Genomic DNA, 20,119 nt, shown 5'->3' on the forward strand with positions numbered 1-20,119 from the left:
GGAGTATGCCATAGCCAGACCGGAATTGACCAAAACCAATATCCTGTTTAATGAGACATCATCAGGTGGAACAAACGTGAAAATTTGGTTAGGGTATCAGGTAGGCCTAAGGTTCGGAAAGTTATAAAACAAAAAGAGACACTTTTTGAAGTGTCTCTTTTTTTGGTTTACAACTCTATCTTGGTTCCCAAAATATCCAAAAATGATTTGACCCATTTTGGGTGTCCGGGCCACGCAGGTGAAGTGACCAACTTGCCATCTGTAACCGCTTCAGTAGGCTCAACTTCAATAAACTCTCCTCCAGCCAAGGTAACTTCGGGTCCAACAGCAGGGTAAGCAGTCAGCTTTTTGCCCCTTACCACATCAGCTGCTGTCAGAATTTGGATACCGTGACAGACAGCTGCAATAGGTTTGTCACTTTCGGCAAAGTGTTTTACAGCCTTGATAACCTCAGGATAGAGACGCAAGTATTCAGGAGCACGTCCACCCGCTATCATTAAAGCATCGTAATCAGTAGGATTGACCTTGTCAAAGGTGGCATTCAGTCGGAAGTTATGTCCTCTTTTCTCCGAGTAAGTTTGTTCACTTTCGAAATCATGAATGGCTGTGGCAATGGTATCGCCTTCCTTTTTGCCTGGGCAAACAGCATGGATCTCATGACCTACCATAAGCATCATCTGGAAAGGAACCATTGTTTCGTAATCTTCAGCATAGTCACCAGTTAGGAAAAGGATCTTCTTTTGCATGGTTTAATGAGGTGTTTAAGTGAATGATTGGGTTTTGGTTTTACAGAAAATTTTCTGCTCAATTGGTGAAAGAGGATAGTAAAATCCTCAGATTGAATTTAGTTATTTTTGTGATAACAAATGAAATAGAATGACAATAAAGTCTGTTGGAAACTACCTATTATGAAGGTGTTGTATATTGATTCATGACTCACAAATTATTTTTTATACTTCCATATTTATGTGTTTAAAGAAGGGAGGGGCAATAATGGTTTTTGTATGCTAAATACATTCCTGATTTAGTCATAAATATAAAATCGACATCCTTTGGATGCCGATTTATGATTAAAGAATGGTGTAAAGAAACTACCTACCAATCTTGAACAGTTTTTTGAAGGTAACATTCAACAGTACACCAACAATTACCAAAGCCATTCCTATATAAACCATCCAGTCATATGTTTCTCCAAAGAAAAGAAAGCCGAATGCTAGCCCATAGATAATGCCAGTGTAGTTGACGCTTGCAACTTTGGCAGCTTCTTCAGCCTGATAAGCTTTGGTAAGGAGCACTTGTCCAATTTGGGTTAGGATGCCAATTGCCAGAAGGTAAATCCAGTCATCTCCAATAGGCATTTTCCAATTGAATATGGTCATAAGTCCTGTAATAGGAAGTGCGACGAAAGGAAAATAAAATACAATTACAATTGGGTGCTCGTTTCCTTTCAGTTTTCGGATACAGGTGTAGGCGGCAGCAGAGAACAGTGCACCAACCACAGCAAGCATAAAGTAGAGAGAGTTTACTCTTGAGTCAAAACCTTTGATCAGAAATATGCCGGCAAAACACATTAGGAAAAAAAGCCACTGCACTTTATAGAGTCTTTCTTTTAAGAAAATGGCTGTCAGTAGCGCTGTGAAAATAGGAGCTAGATAATGTAGGAGCAGGGCTGATGCTAGTGGCATATTTTGGAATGTGGCAAATACCATTACCAATGCGATAGTGCCAAAAACACCTCTTGCCCAAAGTATAGGTCTGTTTTCGGGTTTGCCCCAAATGGCTACCTTTTGAGCTCGGAGAGTGATGTAACTCATGACTACCGAAATACTTGCCCTGAAAAAAACGACTTCTGCTGCGGGTAAGTGAGAGACTACTTTTACACAGGTTTGCATAGTAGTCATCACCAAGGCCGACAACAACATATATTGAACACCTTTTGATAACATAGACAGTAAGGTTATGGATTGTGAGCGATAGCTGTTTGAAGAAACGAAAGCGCAAATATAGGGATATCAGATGGATTTATGAGACGAGTGCGCTCTGGCATAAACATTCATTTTGAGGTCATTTTTAGCATCTCTGTCTGTGTTTTGTACCTTTGTAAGTCAATAAACTCATAAACTGACAAAACAGAACAACATGCTTGAAGGAATGATTGAAGCCATGAGCGGGCTGAAAAAGGTTTATTTTGTATCTGTATTGATTGGTGGACCCGTATTGCTTTATATGGTTCGCTATCTGATTAACAAAACAAGGGATAGCCGCCGTAAAAGGCTTCAGAATCGTAAATATACAGACTCCATCAAGACAAGTACTCCACTTGATAACCCGAACAAGGAATTGCGAGCTGCTGCTATTGAAAGTATTGAGCACAGGTTTTCCATTATCCGCAAGCTCTCTGGTTTGGTAATGTTATTAGGGTGGATTTTTATGCTTATCGTGCCTTTTCTTGATAAGCTTCCAGCCACTATTGTTTCTGTTTTTATAGCTTCATCAGGTGTGGTAGTTGGTATTGCTGCCAGACCCATGATTGAAAACCTGATTTCAGGTATTGTAATTACTTTTTCACAGCCTTTCAGAACAGGGGATACGCTTAAGATTGATGGTCAATACGGTACTGTGGAAGACATTACATTGACACATACTGTTATCAAGATTTGGAACTGGCGACGTTATATTATCCCGAACAATAAAATGTTGGCAAAAGAGTTTGTAAACTATACCATTCAGGACTCCTTCCAATGGACACATGTGGAGTTTTGGGTGAGTTATAATGCTGACCTTGAAGTGGTCAAACAGAAAGCCATTGAGATTGCCAAGAGTAGTAGACACTTTGCAGACTATGAAGATCCTGTATTCTGGATAATGAAAATGGATAAGGAAAGTGTCAAGTGCTGGGTGGCTGCATGGGCTGAATCGCCAAGTAAGGCTTGGGAACTGGAATGTGATATTAGAATGAAGCTTCAGCGTTTCTTGCAGGATCAGGGAATACTCTCACATACCATTGTTGTTCAGGAAAATAGTAATGCTGTAGGAGGTGTAGTTGGACCACAACTCATGAGTGATCAGGAAACTGTTCTTCAGTAAGTACAAAATATCATTTGAATAGTAAAAAGCCTTCCAATTGGAGGGCTTTTTTGTTGTGACAATCATCAGTAAATGATGATGGAGGTCAATATTGGGCGAGACATGAGGCAGTACATTTGTTAATGAGCCAATCAGATAAAGCCAATCTGTTGGCTGCCTGAAATTTTTCAGGGACTTCGCTACTCATAACTGAACATTACGGAATGGAAATAAAGGAACAACAAGTCTGCTATCATTGTGGTGAAAACTGCGATGAGGACATTCTCCACTATGAAGATAAATCGTTCTGTTGCAATGGTTGTCAGATGGTGTATCAGTTGCTGAATGAGCATGAACTCACGAACTATTACTGCATCAATGAACAGCCTGGAACCCAACAGAAAAAACGCACACCTAAAGAAAAGTTTGCCTATTTGGAAGATGAATCGATACGCCGTAGGCTAATTGAATTTTCAGATGGAAACATCACCAAAATAAGCTTTTACCTGCCTCAGGTACATTGCTCTTCTTGTGTGTGGTTACTTGAAAAATTGCCACAGTTACATGAGGGGATTGCCAATTCCAAAATCAATTTCATGAAACGGGAGTTGTATGTCAACTTCCATGAGGATGTGCTGTCACTAAGACAGTTGGTGGAATTGCTGACCAACTTGGGCTATGAGCCTTTGATTAATCTGGAAGACCTTGATAAGAAACAGAAGAAGAAAAAAGCTTCTACCCAAACCAATGCGTTTTTAGTGAAGTTGGGTGTGACAGGATTCTGTTTTGGTAATATTATGCTGCTGAGCTTTCCCGAATATTTGGGGATCAATCAGGCAGACCAGCATTTTGTAGAGATTTTCGGATACTTGAACTTGATCTTGTCTCTGCCGGTATTCTTTTATGGTGCCAGTGATTACCTGAAATCTGCATGGTCGGCATTGAGTCATAAAACCGTTAACATTGATGTGCCGATTTCCTTGGGGATTTTGGCGCTATTCCTCAGAAGTACCTATGAAATATTGTCAGACACTGGAGCAGGGTACCTTGACTCTCTGGCAGCACTAATATTTTTGTTGCTGGTAGGTAAGTGGTTTCAGCAAAAGACATTTGATAATATCAGTTTTGAACGTGACTATAAATCCTATTTTCCGATTGCAGTCACAACGATGAGGAATGGAAAGGAAGAAACAATTCCAATCTCAAAATTGAAGGAAAATGACACATTGCTGATCCGTAATGGGGAGCTAATACCTGCAGATGCGATTCTACTGAAAGGTGATGCGCACATTGATTACAGTTTTGTGACAGGTGAATCACAGCCAGTTCCTAAGGCATCAGGAGACTTGATCTATGCAGGAGGAAAGCAGCGAGGAGGAATGATCGAGTTACAAATGGTCAAGGAGGTGTCTCAAAGTTATTTAACTAGGCTTTGGAACGATAGCGCCTTTACTGAGAACCGCTATGATGGACTTGATAACTGGACCAATAAGATAAGTAAAGCTTTTACTTTGGCTGTTTTATTGATTGCTACAGGAGCGGCTATTTCTTGGTGGTCTTCTGGTGTTGAGGTGGCTATCAATAGCTTTACAGCAGTGTTGATTATTGCTTGTCCTTGCGCATTGGCACTGAACGTACCTTTTACATTAGGCAATGCACTGAGGGTTTTGGCAAGAAACGGTATCTATTTAAAGGATACCAATGCAATTGAGCGATTCTCACGGATTACACATATTATTTTCGATAAGACAGGTACCATTACTTCAGCAGAAAATGAGTCTGTTAGTTTTGAAGGAACTCCATTAATGGGAGAGGAGGAGAAGCTGGTTAGTGCGTTGGTGCATTATTCGACTCACCCTGTCAGCAAACAAATAGATTCCTACTTTAAGAATACGCAAGTTGATTTGACTGTACAGGATTTTCAGGAAGTGGAAGGGACTGGTATAAGCGGTCTTGTTGATGGTGTCAGTATAAAATTAGGAAAGGCGTCTTTTGTAAGCCAGAAGCGAGAAGATAAACCACAGAAAGAAGTACTTGTAACGACGGCACACCTGTCCATTGGAGGGCTTTACAGAGGTAAGTTTGTGATGAAACAGCAGTTGCGTAATGGTGTACAGGAGCTGATTACACAACTTTCGGGTAAGTATAAGCTATCGTTGCTTTCAGGAGATAATGAAGGTGAGAGAGCAAAGCTGTCTGAAATCTTTGGGGAAGGAAACGAGCTACGTTTTAATCAGTCTCCACAGGATAAGATGAACTATGTGAAGGAATTGCAACTTAAAGGAGAGCAAGTGATGATGATTGGGGATGGACTCAATGATGCGGGTGCATTGCGTCAGGCAAATATTGGCGTTGCAGTTGCTGAAAATGTGCACCAGTTTTCACCTGCTTGTGATGCAATTCTGAGTGCTAAACAGCTCAGTCAATTCGGCAAGCTTTTTGGCTATGGCAGAGCTTGTTTGAAGGTTGTATATGTTGGTTTTGTCCTTTCACTCCTTTACAATATTGTAGGATTGGCATTTGCAATTACTGGTAACCTTTCACCAATTGTAGCAGCGATTCTGATGCCGTTAAGTTCAGTTACGGTAGTGGGAGTGGGTACTTTGCTTTCAACATTGAAATGGAAAAAGTAAGGTGATATAATTATATATAAATAAGCCCCTGTAAAATGATCTTGTTTTACAGGGGCTTTATCTTTGGTATAGGTTAGAATATTTTCCACCATGGTTTCTTTTTAGGTGCTTCAATTGTGAGGCGAGTTTTGAGAAATTCAAAATACTTGCTGTCATCTTCCGTAAAGACCTCTTCTCCTTCCAATGCATATGCCCTAGCTAACTCATCGGCAGCTCTATCAAGGTTTTGTATTTCAAAATGGCATTGGCCTAGCCTTAAATGTAGAAATGGGTTGCCAATAGCATTAGGACAATGCATGGCATTACTTAAATTATCAACTCCAGCTTTATAGTCCTGATTCAGGAAATTGGCATCGCCAATGGCTGCTAGTATCCAAGTTGTAGCCTCCCAGTTTGTCTTTGGTTCAGGTGCCAGATCAAACGCTTTCCAGTAGAGATCTAAAGCTTGGGAGTAGTTCTCATTGTCAGCTAATTCATCTCCTTGCTCACAAAGCTTCTTTATCATGTCATGAAGGTCGTTTTTCAGTTCGGTCATACTTTTTAAATATTTTCTGTTAGACATGACAATGATAAAAAAAGAAACAAGGTAGCTCCAAACCAATTTCTTTAGACCTTCACTTTCTCCCAAGCCCTTTCGTGCAGGTAGTAAAGTAGCATCTTAGAAACTACCTCTACAGACCCTATAGAGAGCGCCATTGTCAGTTCTCCTGTGACTAGGTAGGAGATGACCATTGTGTCAATGGTACCGACTAAACGCCAAGAAATTGACTTGATAACACTCTTGGCATGCGAAGAGCCTTCTACATTAGAGGCAATCTTCGTCTTATTTTTTAATAAAGCATCTAAAAGCATTATATAAGTAGTTTCTATTGTAAGCTATTTGTATTTTATTCTACTGATAAAAACAAAAGTATATAAAACCTATCGAAATAATAGAGTAATAAGTGTTAAAAAAATCTGGAGGACTATTTAAGGTCCGCCAGACTTTTATTTTCAAGTATTTTGAGCGTTTCATCCCTGACCTCTGTCATCACTCGCTTGAGTGTACAGCTTTCCTCATCTTCACAGTCGTCACAAGGCTCATAATAGTTCAAGCTAACACAAGGAAGAAGGGCTATAGGGCCTTCAACCATTCTTAAAATCTGAGACAACGGTACAGAAGCGGGTTCTTTGATCAGGTAATATCCACCGCCTTTTCCTTTCTTGCTGCCAAGTACTCTTCCTTTTCTCAATTCCAGCAGAATACTTTCAAGAAACTTCTGAGAAATATGTTCATGCTCTGCAATTTCACTGATCAGGACTGGTCCTTCACCGTATTTTCTTGTCAGGTAGCGCAGGGCTCTTAGTGCATACTTGGTCTTTTTCGATAACATGCCGTTCGATATGTAGTGGTTAGTACTGTTTTATACAGTTTCGGGACTGGGCAGTCAAGTAATAATAGAAAGTGTTGAAAGCCACTTATTTCCCGGTTTCATTGCCATAATCCTAAAATGATTAGAGCAAAAATATAATTTTTATTGAATATCCGGCGAGAACTGTACATAAGAATAAAGGGTCTGTAAGCATATCATTTGTTGCTTACAGACCCTTTTCTTTTTTATTTATAAAGATTGCTGTCGTATTAGATGTTGATCAAGGCTTCAAAGAAGTTTACTTTTTGATCTCTATCTTTCACCACCAAAGTAGGGATACTCAGGTTGTTTAATAACAGCCTTTCTGTAGTACTTCCCAAGAATTTGGCGGCCATTTCAGACTTACCTCTCGAACCGATTACAATCAGGTCAGCATCTTCCACCAAGGCAATATTGAAAATGATCTTGGCTCCTTTGGAGTTGGTTGGATCAAAATGGAAACGACAAGAAAGTTTTGCTCCTTCCGTATCAAGGTCCTCAATAAATTGCGCAAAACGCTTTTCTGCATGTGAAATCAGGATCTTGGCATATTCTTCTGGTCTTTTACCAGAAGTGTGGTAACCAGTTGGCAAGCCAATAATATTAAGGCATGTCAGTTCGATTCCTGTGTTTCGGGTATAGTGTAGCGCCTTTTTAAGGGCTGTTTTTGACATTTGAGAAAAATCGATTGGAATCAGAATTTTCTTCATGTCAGCCGATGGTTTTTCCGTCAGTGTCAAAACAGAACACAAAGCTCTTCTAGATAGCTTTTTGGACATGTTGCCTGTGCCGTCCCCAATTTTCTTCTTCCCAACCACAATCAGGTCAGTAGCATGCTTCTTGCTTGCTTCCAGAATCTTGATAAGTGGCTCACCTGCCATCAGTTCATAAACTATCGCAGGGCTGAATTCTGTCTCGCCTAATACCTTGGCAACTGTGGCCTTCATCTGCTCTAGGAGCGCCTCATGGGCTGGCATCATCTTGCCTTCAAACTCCATTTCAGTTTGGAGTTGACCTTCTTTTGCAGCGTGTACCAGTATAACCTTTTCAGTATGCTGTTTTTGGGCAGTAGAAAAAGTGTAACGGATAAGGTGTTCATCCATGTAGGAGAAATCAAGGCTCACTAAGATCGTCTGCATGTTGTACATGACGCCATCGAAAATTTAATATTGAATAATAAAATGTTACAATTATAACTAACTGTATTTCTCTTAAAAAAGTGCCGGATCAATTGTTAAGATCCTTTGATTTGTATGCAAGTTACCTAGTATGCAAACTACGATACTAATCATTACACCCTAAAAATCATAATAAGGCTTAATATAATTTGGATTGGGAACTTTTTTGTGAAATGTGTGTATTTGCTGAATGTTAACAAATAGTTGAAATAATTTTACAATGACTTGATAAAGTTCAATTTGATAACGTGTTTTTTTGAAAAAGTGTTTGAATGTTTTGGGTGTTTTTGTGTAAAAAAATGAGGGAATGTTTTTGTGTTGCTATTCCATTCCCCCATTGGTATTGCTTTTATTGAGCCCCGATCATGGCACCGATCAAGGTTCGTAGTTTAGGTTCGGCAGCTTTTGCAGCTGCTATAATTTCATCAATATTGACAGGCTTCAGTTTCCCCGGATAACACAAGTCTGTAATTACAGAAACTGCAAAGACCGGCAACTTCATCTGGTTGGCAACAATCACTTCCGGGACAGTTGACATCCCAACAGCATCTGCTCCAATAATACCCAGAAACTTATACTCAGCCTTTGTCTCAAGGTTTGGTCCTGGCACTGAGACATACACGCCTTTTCTAAGGTCAAGCCCTTTCTCCTCATTGATCTTGAATGCCTGCTCTATAAGCTTTTGGCTGTAAGGTTCGAACATATCAGGGAAACGGTCTCCCCACTCATTGACATTGGGACCTGTAAGCGGATTTTCATAGCAAAGGTTGATATGGTCATCCAATACCATTAAGTCGCTTAGCTCAAAACCGTTGTTGATACCTCCTGCTGCATTCGAAACAAATAACTTTTCTATACCAAGCAGTTTCAGCACCCTGACAGGGAAAGTCACTTCTTGCATGGAATACCCTTCATAGTAATGGAAACGGCCTTGCATAACGACCACTTTTTTACCGGAAAGGGTTCCAAATATCAATTTACCTGAGTGGAACTCCACTGTTGAAACGGGGAAATGCGGGATGTCTTCGTAGGAAATGGTATGGGCAATCTCAAGGTCATCTACAAGTCCACCAAGCCCTGTACCCAAAATGATTCCGAACTGAGGCTGATAGTCATTCGTTTTGTCCTGAAGAAACTTAACGGCTTCTTCTACTTTTTCTTTTAGGTTATTCATCTTTGGTTTTATTTAAGCTGCTAGAACAAAAACAAGAAGCTAGACATTAATGAGGAAGGTTCCTGTTATGTCTAGCTTCTAAATATAGGCTACTTCTTATTTTCCGAATTTCGCTTTCAGCATGCTTAGCATATCGTCCATAGATTGTTCTTTCTGTGGCTCCTGCTTTCTTTGAGGTTTCTTGCCACCGCTTTTTTTCGGAGCGCCAGCATTGTTTCTCATGCTTAGTGAAATACGTTTACGGTTCATGTCAACCTCCAGTACTGTAACGTCCACTTTCTGGTGAACCTTTACCACTTCATTAGGGTCCTGAATAAAGCGGTCAGCCATTTCACTTAAGTGAACCAGACCATCCTGATGGACACCGATATCTACAAAGGCACCGAAATTGGTGATGTTGGTAACGATACCTGGCAGTGTCATACCGATCTTTAGGTCTTCCATATGCTCTACGCCTTCTGCAAACTGGAATTCCTCAAACTGCTCACGAGGGTCACGTCCCGGTTTTGCCAATTCGTTTACGATATCGGTCAGGGTAGGCATACCAACTGTATCAGTTACATATTTTTTCAAGTCAAGTTGCTTGCGCAAGTCGTCTTTCTGCATCAGTTCTTTGACCGTACAGCCAAGATCTTTAGCCATCTGCTCTACAATTGAATAACTCTCTGGGTGCACAGCACTTGTATCCAAAGGGTTTTTGGCGTCTCTGATACGCAAGAAACCAGCAGCTTGTTCATATGCTTTTGGTCCAAGGCGAGGAACTTTTTTCAGGGCAGAACGAGATGAGAAAGGACCGTTTTCATTACGGAAGTCTACAATATTCTTAGCAATTGTTGGTCCCAAGCCTGATACGTATGTCAGTAGCTCTTTACTGGCAGTATTTACTTCAACCCCTACCATGTTTACACAGCTTACCACTACGTCATCCAGACCATTTTTCAGCATAGACTGGTCTACATCGTGCTGGTACTGTCCTACACCAATTGATTTAGGATCAATCTTTACCAGTTCAGCCAATGGGTCCATCAGGCGGCGCCCGATAGAAACAGCACCTCTTACAGTTACATCGTAGTCAGGAAACTCTTCTCTGGCTACATCAGAAGCAGAGTAAACAGAGGCACCACTTTCGTTGACAACCACTACCTGTACACCATCAAGCTTCAGGTTTCTGACAAAGCTTTCCGTTTCACGGCTTGCTGTACCATTACCGATGGCAATAGCCTCTACATTGAATTTTCTGCAAACATCTTTGATTTCAGCAGCAGATTCAGCCGTTCTTTTTTGTGGCTCGTTAGGGTAGATGGTGTTGTTGTAAAGCAGTTTTCCTTGCTTGTCAAGGCAAACCAGTTTACATCCTGTACGGAATCCAGGGTCAAGAGAAAGGACTGTTTTCTGTCCAAGTGGAGCAGAAAGCAATAGTTGACGAAGGTTTTCAGCAAATACCCTGATGGCTTCCTCATCCGCTTTTTTCTTGGTAGCAAGTCGGATTTCAGTTTCCATTGAAGGCTTTAGCAGACGCTTGTAAGAGTCTCTAGATGCCAACCTAACCTGTTCTGAAGCTTCTGAACTGCCAGATACGTATCGGTCTTCCAGCAGGTAGAGTGCATCTCCTTCTTCAGGAGAACAGTCCAAAGAAATGATCATCTCTTTTTCAGCTCTTCTGAGTGCCAATACACGGTGAGAAGGTGCTTTTTCAATTGGTTCTGACCAATCGAAGTAATCTTTATACTTGGCTCCTTCTTCTTCCTTGCCCGGAATTACCTTGGCATGGAACTCACCTTTCTTTTCAAAAAGGTTTCTGACACTTTGTCTTACTTCCTGATCCTCGTTGATTTTTTCAGCAATGATATCTCTTGCGCCAGCTAGTGCTTCCTCAGTAGTTGTAACGCCTTTTTCCTCGTCAATGAACTGTTTGATGATCTCTTCGATATCAAAGTTGCCCTGATCAAGGATTTGGTCAGCCAAAGGCTCCAGTCCTTTTTCACGAGCGACAGACGCCCTGGTTTTACGTTTGGGCTTATAAGGAAGATAAAGGTCTTCCAACTTGTTCATTGTCTCAGCCGCTTCAATCTGTGCTTTAAGCTCGTCTGTCAGTTTTCCCTGCTCCTCAATAGACTTTAGTATTGATTCTCGGCGTTTGTCAAGATCTCGCAATTGAGCAATCCTGTCACGAATTGCCGCAACGGCTACCTCGTCAAGGCTGCCTGTTACTTCTTTACGGTATCTTGAAATGAAGGGAACTGTAGCTCCGCCATCGAGCAACTCCACGGTTGCATTTACTTGCTGAGGTCTGACGTTGAGCTCCTCAGCTACCTTCTGAATGTTTTTTTCCATCAATTACTCTAAGTGCTTGAATGGCACATTTATATTCTAATTATACAATAAGATGCAGGGTTATTTCCCGATCATGAACTTTACTTCCTTGAAACCGTACTCTTTAAACCCCCAAGGGGTTTTCAGAACCAGTTTTCCGTGGGGATCTACTCCGAGGATGACACCTGTAAATTCATTGAAAGACCCATCGGGACACGCTTCGGCAAAAGTATGTTCTTCCTGATACCAAAACAAAGCTTGCAGGTACTCCGTTTTGAGCAAGTCATCTTTTCCTGCTTTTAACTGAAGGTACCTTTTCTCAATGTTTTCCAGTAGGCTTTCCATTAACCTGTACAGGTTAAACTGCTTGCCTGTCATATTGGCAATAGATGTGGCAGTTGGTGTGGAGAAATCTACTTGGTTGACATTTAGCCCTATTCCAATTACCGAATAATTGATGTGATGACCTTTCAGGTAATTTTCGATCAGTATTCCCGTTAGCTTTTCCTCTTTTACATAAATGTCATTGGGCCACTTTACTTTAGGGTAAATACCCGTAGCGTGTCCAATACAGTCATGAATTGCCAGTGAAATCGCCATGTTCAGCTTGAACTGCTCTCTGGCGAGTAAAAACTTCGGGTACAATACCAATGACAGTGTCAGGTTCTTGTCAGGAGCAGACTCCCACCCATTCCCTCTTTGGCCTCTGCCGGCTGTCTGATCGGAAGTGTAAACCACTGTGCCTTCCGGAATATTACCCGAAACAGCAAGATTGACAGCTTCCGTGTTGGTAGACAGACATGTTGGCAGATAAACCACTTTTTTGCCCACAAACAGGGTGTTGGTACAAAAATTATGCAATCTTTTGTTAGTTTTGTGTGTATTATAAATGGCTGAAACCGGTGGTTTGACGGATAAAAAGATAACCTTTCGCATTCCAATCTTACATCCACTTTCGAAAACAGAAAAACACTTCCGAACCGGGATTAGACTTTTCTATAAAAGCCATTTGGAAATACGTTTCCATCAAAACAGCGTGTAAAAGTAAAACAAAACAGAGAAAATCATCAACTTGTTAATGGAAGACAGAAAAAAAGGGATTAGTTCTGAAGAGCTTGCGGGGTTGATTGTTAACGGGATGAAGGACAAAAAAGCCCAGGATATCGTGGTGCTTGACCTTCGGAAGGTACAAAATGCAATGACAGACTTTTTTGTGATTTGCTCCGGAACTTCAGATAGACAAGTGGACGCAATCAAAGACGGAATCGAAGAATCGACTTGGAAATTTGCAAAAGAAGATCCTTACAGAAAAGAAGGGCTTGAAAGAAGTGAATGGGTTTTGCTTGATTACATCAATGTAGTAGCTCATGTTTTTACACAAAAGAAAAGAGCTTTCTTCGGTTTGGAAGACCTTTGGGGAGATGCAATTGTATCCAGAGTTGATTAAAAAGAAGCCTTGCAAATGGAAAAATAAACCTATGTTGGTTGAATTCTTTTGAGAAATATTAATCCTTTTGCAAAAATCTTAGTTTAATTTAAAAATGATTTTGCTGAATTCTGTCACAAACCAATCTAAGATAAATTATATTAGAGGGATGAGTGTGCTCAGTAAATGATTATTTGATCAAACAGATACTGGGTTTTTAGCTCAGTCTGAATGTGATAGATGGGGAATGATTGAACGCAAGGGGAGTGATGTTGATTTGAAATGTTATCCTGAAAGCAGTAGATCATCCTGAATTGAAAGTTTTTTGTCTAATAAAAATACCTGAACATTGAATCAGAATAAGAATAACACGCCGAAGAATTCAGGCCCGAAAGGAGGGTACCAGATTTGGTTACTGATTACACTGATATTGGTGGTACTGGGTCTGACTTGGATAAATCGCGGCAGTACAACTTTACCTACAGACGAGAACCATTTTTGGTCTATGTTCCAAAGTGGTGACGTGAAGGAAGTGACGATGGTGAACCGTCGTTATGTGGAGGTGACGCTTACAGAAGAAGCGCTGAAAAAAGAAAAATATAAGGCTCAGCTGGAAAGAACAGGGCCTTTTGGCATTGGGGGTGGACCTCACTTTGGTTTTGAAATCGTTTCTGCGGAAAACTTCCAAGTCAAGATGGAGAAGTCCCAAGACGGTGTGCCATTGGATAAACGTATTCCGCTAAAAGTGGATACCCGGGAAGATATTGGTAACTGGTTTATGAGCTGGGGCTTTATTTTCATCCTGCTGTTTGGCTTCTGGTTCCTGATGCGCCGCATGGCTGGCGGAGGAGCTGGCGGACAGATATTCAACATTGGGAAGTCTCGTGCTACCATGTTTGATGCCAACCGTGTAAAGGTAACATTCAGCGATGTGGCAGGTCTTGATGAAGCGAAAGAAGAGGTAGAAGAAGTGGTAGACTTCTTGAAAAAACCTTCAAAATATACAAACCTAGGTGGTAAGATCCCTAAAGGCGTATTGCTTGTAGGCCCTCCGGGTACAGGTAAAACATTACTTGCCAAAGCAGTGGCAGGAGAGGCTAGTGTTCCATTCTTCAGCCTTTCAGGTTCTGACTTTGTGGAGATGTTTGTAGGGGTAGGTGCTGCTAGGGTACGTGACCTTTTCAAACAAGCAAAAGAGAAAGCGCCTTGTATCATCTTTATTGATGAGATCGATGCTATTGGACGTTCAAGAGGTAAAGGTTCTATGCCAGGCTCAAATGATGAGCGTGAAAATACACTGAACTCCCTGCTAGTAGAAATGGATGGTTTTGGAACAGACTCAGGTGTTATTATCTTGGCAGCAACCAACAGACCTGACGTTTTGGATTCAGCACTACTTCGTCCGGGACGTTTTGACCGTCAGATCAGTGTAGATAAACCTGATATTGTAGGTCGTGAGCAAATCTTTAAGGTTCACCTGAAGCCATTGAAACTAGCTCCAGATTTGAAGCCTAAAGAGTTGGCAGCACAGACACCAGGTTTTGCAGGTGCTGAGATTGCGAACGTTTGTAACGAAGCAGCCCTGATCGCTGCCCGTAATAACAAGAAGGAAATCGATATGGCAGACTTCCAAGCGGCAATTGACCGTGTAATTGGTGGTCTGGAGAAAAAGAATAAAATCATCTCTCCTGAGGAGAAAGAGATTGTAGCATACCATGAAGCTGGTCACGCTGTGGCAGGATGGTTCTTGGAGCATGCTGATCCATTGGTGAAAGTAAGTATCGTACCAAGAGGTATTGCAGCATTAGGATATGCACAGTACTTGCCTAGAGAGCAGTACTTGCACACGACAGAGCAAATGATTGATGAGATTTGTATGACATTGGGTGGACGTGCTGCAGAGGATATTATCTTCGGTCGTATCTCTACAGGTGCCTTGAGTGACCTTGAGCGCACAACCAAGATGGCATACAGCATGGTCTCAATCTATGGTATGAACGCTGAGATCGGTAATATCTCGTTCTATGACCCTCAGCGCAGTGAGTATTCTTCGAGACCTTATTCTGAGGCTACTGCTGAGAAGATTGACGAAGAAGTGAAGAAACTGATCGAAAAGGCATACGATCGTACCAAGGAGTTGCTTAACAAGCATCGTACAGAGTTGGAGACTTTGGCGAAAGAACTGCTTGACAAAGAGATTCTTTACCAAAATGATCTTAACAGACTGATCGGTGAGCGTCCGCACGGTACGAAAACTACGTATCAGGAATATACACAAGGTCATCATGACGCTCCTGATTTGGGTAAACCTACAGACACAGAAAATGCGGATGTAGTAACAGGTTCGGGTTCAACTCAACCTCCAAAGGAGAAAAGTGAAGACCAATAGGTGAGAAATTTTGTTTTATCGCTATAAATTGAAAAACTCCGGCGCCGTTGTGGTACCGGAGTTTTTTTATTCAGAAGCTAGAAGCCAAAGAAATAATCTAGTCATTAAAGAATGTTGGTGTACACAGCTTGTACATCGTCATCATCCTCAATTTTGTCAAGCATTTTTTCAATATCAACCAACTGCTCTTCTGTGAACTCCACTGGAGAAGTAGGGATACGCTGCAAGGTTGCTTTTTTCATTTCAATACCTTTGTCCTCAAAAGCTTGTGTGATTACACCAAAGTTCGTGTAGTCGCCATATGCAATTGCAGTTTCATCTTCAGTATCAATTTCCTCAACTCCTGCGTCGATCAGTTCCAGTTCCAGCTCGTCCAGATCAATCTCTTCAGTCAGTTCAAATTCGACAACAGCTCTTCTGTTGAACATGAATTCCAATGATCCGTTTGGTACCAGTCCGCCACCTGCTTTGTTGAAGTAAGACTTTACATTGGCAACTGTACGGTTCATATTGTCTGTAGCACATTCTACAAATACCAAAACACCGTGAGGGCCTTTGCCTTCGTAGTTAATCTCAACGTAAGCATCTGCGTCCTTGCCTTCCGCTCTTTTGATGGCATTGTCGATATTGTCCTTTGGCATGTTCTGAGCTTTGGCGTTTTGGATAGCCGTTCTCAGCTTGGCATTCATGTCAGGGTCTGAACCACCTTCTTTGGCTGCCAGTGTGATGTTCTTAGCCAGTTTTGGAAATATCTTGGACATCTTGTCCCAACGTTTCTCTTTTGCCGCTCTGCGGTATTCAAATGCTCTTCCCATAATATTTATATAGTTTTGCTAAAGGCTTAATTTCTCAGTCTTGGTCTGCACTATTGGCAGTTGTAGGACTTTACTCTAGATGAATAATATATTCACAAAAATATCAAGTTCTGTGAAAAAATTATTGCTCAGATCATTATAAGATCACCTAGAATTACTCCTTTTCTCTCAGATCGTACTGATGCCGCAAAATTGATGAAAGTATAGAAATGATGCAATACCCTTCTGATTTATTGGTATCCTGCCGCTTGTAAATTGAATAGTTCTGCATAGAGTTTGGGTTGAATCATAAGTTCCTCATGGGTTCCAAGCTCATGTATCTTTCCATCTTTCAGGACAAGGATGCGGTCTGCCATACGAACAGTACTGAACCTGTGAGAGATAATGATGCTTGTTTTGCCTTTTGTCAGTCCAATAAAGCGTTCAAACACTTCATACTCAGCTTTGGCGTCTAGTGCAGATGTAGGCTCGTCCAAGATAATCAGCTCCGCATCTTTCATATAAGCCCTTGCAAGGGCTACTTTTTGCCATTGACCTCCTGAGAGTTCCTGTCCTTTGACAAATCGTTTACCTAGCTGTTGGTCATAACCCAGTTTCATTTTATCTGCTACTTCATCCGCAAGGCTCAATTGGGCTGATTGCTTGATTTTATCAAGGTTATCAACTTCATTGATGTTCCCTACGGCAATGTTTTCTTTTAAGGTAAACTCATAGCGGAAGAAGTCTTGGAAAATCACCCCAAACATTTTCTGGTATTCAACCAACTCAAATTTTCGAATATCCACTCCATCGAGCAGGATTTGTCCCGAAGTAGGTTCATAAAACCGGAGAAGCAGTTTGATAAGGGTCGTTTTTCCGGCGCCATTTTGCCCGACAAATGCCATTTTTTCTCCTGCTTTCAACTCAAATGAGACACCTTTCAACACTTTTTTCTCAGTGTCAGGGTAAGCAAAATGTAGGTCAATAATCTGAAAACCTTCTTTGATGTTTTTAGGCAGTGGAAGATACTCCGTAGTAGGTTGTGGAACCTCAAGGTCGATAAAGTCAAAGTAATCCTTGAGGTAAAGGGCACTTTCTGAAATTCTTGTAAATGTAGAGAAGAAGTCCTGAAGGTTACGCCTCAGCCTGTTGAATGAGCCTGAGAGGAATGTAAGCTCACCGATGGTAATAAGACCTGTAAGTACCCTGTAAATAATGAGTATATAGGCGCCGTAATAACAGGCTGTGCCTAAGATGTTGAAAAGAAAGCCGAACAGGCTTCGTTTTACAGCAATTGTACGATTGAGCAGGAAGTAGTGGTGCGAAAGGTTCTTGAACCTGTCAGCAACAAAGTCGGTGAGTCCAAATAGTTTGATCTCCTTGGCGGTTTTATCATTGGCACCAATGTAGCGTAGGTAGTCTAGTTCACGTCGCTCAGAAGTCCAGCTTCGAGCCAGTGAGTATTGTTGCTGGCTGTACTTGATCTCATTGATAAAAGAAGGTATAATACTTAAGACTAATAGTAGAATTAGCCAAGGCTCGAAGTAGATCAGCCCTGCAATCAGAGAAGAGGTGGAGATGATGCTCTGCGCTTGTCCCAGAACGTTGGACATCAGGTTAACCCTATTGAAAGTTTGAGTACGGGCTCTCTCCAACTTATTGTAGAACTCAGCGTCTTCGAGCAGGTCGATATTGATTTCATTGGTTTTTCTAATGATCCTGATCGAAGATTTGTTGGAATATAGGTCTCCAAGTAGTCCATCTGTCAGGGAGATAGCCCTACCGATTAGATCAGAGAGTAACGCTAATCCCAATTCAATTCCGATATACCACCAAAGTGTACTGAAATCCTGATCTGGATAATTTGTCAACCGGATGATCTCATCAATAATCAGTTTGCCCACCCAAAGCAGCATAACAGGCGTAAGGGCACCGATCAGTCTGCAAAAGAGACTCAGTATGAATAACCCTTTGTTGGTGTTCCAGACTTCCTTGAAAAACCTTGGGATGTATTTTAACGCCTGAAATGAGGTGTTCAGGTCAGGCTTCTGTTTGTCCTTCAAGGACTGTAAATTTTTACGCATAAAATATCAGGATATCCTTTCCTGTAACCACAAGGAAAGCTTTAGTATGATTTCAATATAATAATCATACAAAATAAGAATTGTTTGAAAGGACAAAAGGAAAAGGATGTAAAACAAAAAAGCCCTACACCATCAGGTGTAGGGCTAATCTATAGTATAGATACTAGTATCTAAAGTCTATCTTATCAACCACCGAAGTCGTCGAACAGTACGTTTTCTGGAGGAACACCGAAGTCCTCACACATCTTAACTACTGCCGCGTTCATCATTGGAGGTCCACAGAAGTAGAACTCTACTTCCTCTGGCTCAGGGTGCTTGCCCAAGTAGTTGTCGATCAGCGCTTGGTGAACGAAACCTAGGAAACCATCGCCATCATCATCCAGTGACTTCTTCTCCTTCCAGTTATCTTCTGGCATTGGATCAGAAAGTACTAGGTGGAACTTGAAGTTAGGGAATTCTTTCTCGATGTTTCTGAAATCATCGATGTAGAACAACTCTCTCTTCGAACGGCCACCGTACCAGAATGATACTTTTCTACCTGATTTCAACGTGTGGAACAGGTGGAAAAGGTGTGAACGCATTGGCGCCATACCAGCACCACCACCTACGTAGATCATCTCCTTGTCAGTGTCCTTGATGAAGAACTCACCGTAAGGACCAGAGATTACTACTTTGTCGCCTGGCTTTCTTGAGAATACATAAGAAGAACAGATACCTGGATTTACATCCATCCATGCGTTCTTCGCTCTGTCCCAAGGAGGAGTAGCGATACGGATGTTCAACATCACGATGTTTCCTTCAGCAGGGTGGTTGGCCATAGAGTATGCACGGAAGATCGGATCATCGTTCTTCATCTTCAGACCCCACAGACCAAACTTGTCCCACTCAGCTTGGAACTCATCAGGTTTTTTGCCCATTCTAGGGTGAGCAGTAATATCGATATCCTTGAAGCTTACTTCAATAGAAGGAACGTCAATTTGGATGTAGCCACCAGCCTGGAAGTCGAGGATTTCGCCTTCAGGAAGCTTCACAACAAATTCTTTGATGAAAGATGCCACGTTGTAGTTGGACACCACTTCACATTCCCACTTCTTAATACCGAAGATCTCTTCTGGGATTTCGATACGCATGTCATTCTTAACTTTAACCTGACATGCCAATCTCACGTGTTCTTGCTGTTCTGCTCTGCTCAGGTGACCAACTTCTGTCGGAAGCACATCTCCTCCTCCTTCGATTACCTTACACTTACACATGGCGCATGTACCGCCACCACCACAAGCGGAAGGAAGGAAAATTTTCTGTGCAGACAGGGTTGTCAGCAGAGTCGATCCCGCAGACACTTCAACCGGGTTTGACTCATCGCCATTCATGATCAGTTTTACAGGTCCGCTTTGCACCAATTTCTTTTGGGCAAAAAGCAGGACGAAAACCAATAGCAGAATAACCAGAGTAAACGCAACGATCGCTGCAGGTACTACGACTGATAACTCCATTTGAATTAAATTGATGTTTGTTTAAACGATTCAAAAATTTCGGTGCAAATATAAGACACTTACAGCCCTAATAAAAGTATTTTCGATAGTTTGGATATTGCGATTTTAAGTAGAAGTCTAATGTGCCTTTTATATTCTTTCTCTTTGTGAGGTAACATGCTGTAGAAGAAAAAGTTAC

At 41.4% G+C, this 20,119-nt stretch carries 16 protein-coding genes; 4 read left to right on the plus strand and 12 right to left on the minus strand.

The features are described from left to right. Positions 1 to 167 precede the first annotated feature (167 nt). Together V6R21_RS09495 and V6R21_RS09500 are read right to left on the minus strand one after the other, a co-directional pair. Positions 168 to 746, minus strand: coding sequence for a DJ-1/PfpI family protein (locus V6R21_RS09495; protein WP_334243092.1), 579 nt, complete (start codon positions 744 to 746; stop codon positions 168 to 170). 345 nt (positions 747 to 1,091) lie between these two features. After that, complete coding sequence (locus V6R21_RS09500; RefSeq protein ID WP_334243095.1) at positions 1,092 to 1,946, minus strand: DMT family transporter; 855 nt, start codon at positions 1,944 to 1,946, stop codon at positions 1,092 to 1,094. Positions 1,947 to 2,139: 193 nt separating this feature from the next. On the opposite strand from V6R21_RS09500, the gene V6R21_RS09505 reads away from it, so the two are divergent. Together V6R21_RS09505 and V6R21_RS09510 are read left to right on the plus strand one after the other, a co-directional pair. Further along, positions 2,140 to 3,087 carry a mechanosensitive ion channel family protein gene (locus tag V6R21_RS09505; RefSeq protein ID WP_334243097.1) on the plus strand — a complete coding sequence of 316 codons (948 nt, stop codon included), beginning with the start codon at positions 2,140 to 2,142 and terminating at the stop codon, positions 3,085 to 3,087. A gap of 203 nt (positions 3,088 to 3,290) precedes the next feature. Then, positions 3,291 to 5,699 (plus strand): heavy metal translocating P-type ATPase, encoded by a 2,409-nt coding sequence (locus tag V6R21_RS09510; RefSeq protein WP_334243099.1) that lies wholly within the window; start codon positions 3,291 to 3,293, stop codon positions 5,697 to 5,699. 73 nt (positions 5,700 to 5,772) lie between these two features. Here V6R21_RS09510 and V6R21_RS09515 read toward each other — a convergent pair whose 3' ends face one another. The 7 genes from V6R21_RS09515 to V6R21_RS09545 all read right to left on the minus strand — a co-directional run bounded on the left by V6R21_RS09515 (position 5,773) and on the right by V6R21_RS09545 (position 12,616). Then, a complete protein-coding gene (locus V6R21_RS09515) occupies positions 5,773 to 6,234 on the minus strand; it encodes a hypothetical protein (protein WP_334243101.1) in 462 nt (153 codons plus the stop codon). A gap of 71 nt (positions 6,235 to 6,305) precedes the next feature. Continuing rightward, the gene (locus tag V6R21_RS09520; protein ID WP_334243102.1) at positions 6,306 to 6,551 is read right to left on the minus strand and encodes a DUF2061 domain-containing protein; all 246 of its coding nucleotides are present in this window, start codon (positions 6,549 to 6,551) and stop codon (positions 6,306 to 6,308) included. Positions 6,552 to 6,664: 113 nt separating this feature from the next. Beyond that, on the minus strand, positions 6,665 to 7,072 hold the full coding sequence (locus V6R21_RS09525) for an RrF2 family transcriptional regulator (protein ID WP_334243104.1): 408 nt from the start codon (positions 7,070 to 7,072) through the stop codon (positions 6,665 to 6,667). Between the two features lie 248 nt (positions 7,073 to 7,320). Then, entirely contained in the window at positions 7,321 to 8,229 is a 909-nt protein-coding gene (locus V6R21_RS09530; protein WP_334243106.1) for a universal stress protein, read from the minus strand. Positions 8,230 to 8,617: 388 nt separating this feature from the next. Beyond that, the gene (locus V6R21_RS09535; protein WP_334243108.1) at positions 8,618 to 9,442 is read right to left on the minus strand and encodes a purine-nucleoside phosphorylase; all 825 of its coding nucleotides are present in this window, start codon (positions 9,440 to 9,442) and stop codon (positions 8,618 to 8,620) included. A 96-nt stretch (positions 9,443 to 9,538) separates the two neighbouring features. Continuing rightward, positions 9,539 to 11,776 carry a Tex family protein gene (locus V6R21_RS09540; protein WP_334243109.1) on the minus strand — a complete coding sequence of 746 codons (2,238 nt, stop codon included), beginning with the start codon at positions 11,774 to 11,776 and terminating at the stop codon, positions 9,539 to 9,541. Between the two features lie 60 nt (positions 11,777 to 11,836). Next, positions 11,837 to 12,616 carry a biotin--[acetyl-CoA-carboxylase] ligase gene (locus V6R21_RS09545; RefSeq protein ID WP_334243110.1) on the minus strand — a complete coding sequence of 260 codons (780 nt, stop codon included), beginning with the start codon at positions 12,614 to 12,616 and terminating at the stop codon, positions 11,837 to 11,839. Between the two features lie 217 nt (positions 12,617 to 12,833). Here V6R21_RS09545 and rsfS point away from each other — a divergent pair, with 217 nt between their 5' ends. Next, positions 12,834 to 13,202 carry a ribosome silencing factor gene (rsfS, locus tag V6R21_RS09550; RefSeq protein WP_334243112.1) on the plus strand — a complete coding sequence of 123 codons (369 nt, stop codon included), beginning with the start codon at positions 12,834 to 12,836 and terminating at the stop codon, positions 13,200 to 13,202. 328 nt (positions 13,203 to 13,530) lie between these two features. Continuing rightward, positions 13,531 to 15,570, plus strand: a complete 2,040-nt coding sequence (gene ftsH, locus V6R21_RS09555; RefSeq protein WP_334243114.1) for an ATP-dependent zinc metalloprotease FtsH — start codon at positions 13,531 to 13,533, stop codon at positions 15,568 to 15,570. A gap of 104 nt (positions 15,571 to 15,674) precedes the next feature. Here ftsH and V6R21_RS09560 read toward each other — a convergent pair whose 3' ends face one another. From V6R21_RS09560 to nqrF, 3 genes are all read right to left on the minus strand, one after another. Next, positions 15,675 to 16,385 carry a YebC/PmpR family DNA-binding transcriptional regulator gene (locus V6R21_RS09560; protein ID WP_334243116.1) on the minus strand — a complete coding sequence of 237 codons (711 nt, stop codon included), beginning with the start codon at positions 16,383 to 16,385 and terminating at the stop codon, positions 15,675 to 15,677. 230 nt (positions 16,386 to 16,615) lie between these two features. Then, the gene (locus V6R21_RS09565; RefSeq protein ID WP_334243119.1) at positions 16,616 to 18,448 is read right to left on the minus strand and encodes an ABC transporter ATP-binding protein; all 1,833 of its coding nucleotides are present in this window, start codon (positions 18,446 to 18,448) and stop codon (positions 16,616 to 16,618) included. Positions 18,449 to 18,633: 185 nt separating this feature from the next. Next, positions 18,634 to 19,941, minus strand: coding sequence for an NADH:ubiquinone reductase (Na(+)-transporting) subunit F (gene nqrF, locus V6R21_RS09570; protein ID WP_334243120.1), 1,308 nt, complete (start codon positions 19,939 to 19,941; stop codon positions 18,634 to 18,636). Between the last annotated feature and the right edge of the window lie 178 nt (positions 19,942 to 20,119).

This window comes from Limibacter armeniacum (genome assembly GCF_036880985.1).
GTDB lineage: Bacteria > Bacteroidota > Bacteroidia > Cytophagales > Flammeovirgaceae > Limibacter > Limibacter armeniacum.

Coding starts and splice junctions, on each gene's coding strand:
- V6R21_RS09495 (WP_334243092.1), bottom strand. CDS start 746: ATGCAAAAGAAGATCCTTTTCCTAACTGGTGACTATGCTGAAGATTAC.
- V6R21_RS09500 (WP_334243095.1), bottom strand. CDS start 1,946: ATGTTATCAAAAGGTGTTCAATATATGTTGTTGTCGGCCTTGGTGATG.
- V6R21_RS09505 (WP_334243097.1), top strand. CDS start 2,140: ATGCTTGAAGGAATGATTGAAGCCATGAGCGGGCTGAAAAAGGTTTAT.
- V6R21_RS09510 (WP_334243099.1), top strand. CDS start 3,291: ATGGAAATAAAGGAACAACAAGTCTGCTATCATTGTGGTGAAAACTGC.
- V6R21_RS09515 (WP_334243101.1), bottom strand. CDS start 6,234: ATGACCGAACTGAAAAACGACCTTCATGACATGATAAAGAAGCTTTGT.
- V6R21_RS09520 (WP_334243102.1), bottom strand. CDS start 6,551: ATGCTTTTAGATGCTTTATTAAAAAATAAGACGAAGATTGCCTCTAAT.
- V6R21_RS09525 (WP_334243104.1), bottom strand. CDS start 7,072: ATGTTATCGAAAAAGACCAAGTATGCACTAAGAGCCCTGCGCTACCTG.
- V6R21_RS09530 (WP_334243106.1), bottom strand. CDS start 8,229: ATGCAGACGATCTTAGTGAGCCTTGATTTCTCCTACATGGATGAACAC.
- V6R21_RS09535 (WP_334243108.1), bottom strand. CDS start 9,442: ATGAATAACCTAAAAGAAAAAGTAGAAGAAGCCGTTAAGTTTCTTCAG.
- V6R21_RS09540 (WP_334243109.1), bottom strand. CDS start 11,776: ATGGAAAAAAACATTCAGAAGGTAGCTGAGGAGCTCAACGTCAGACCT.
- rsfS (WP_334243112.1), top strand. CDS start 12,834: ATGGAAGACAGAAAAAAAGGGATTAGTTCTGAAGAGCTTGCGGGGTTG.
- V6R21_RS09560 (WP_334243116.1), bottom strand. CDS start 16,385: ATGGGAAGAGCATTTGAATACCGCAGAGCGGCAAAAGAGAAACGTTGG.
- V6R21_RS09565 (WP_334243119.1), bottom strand. CDS start 18,448: ATGCGTAAAAATTTACAGTCCTTGAAGGACAAACAGAAGCCTGACCTG.
- nqrF (WP_334243120.1), bottom strand. CDS start 19,941: ATGGAGTTATCAGTCGTAGTACCTGCAGCGATCGTTGCGTTTACTCTG.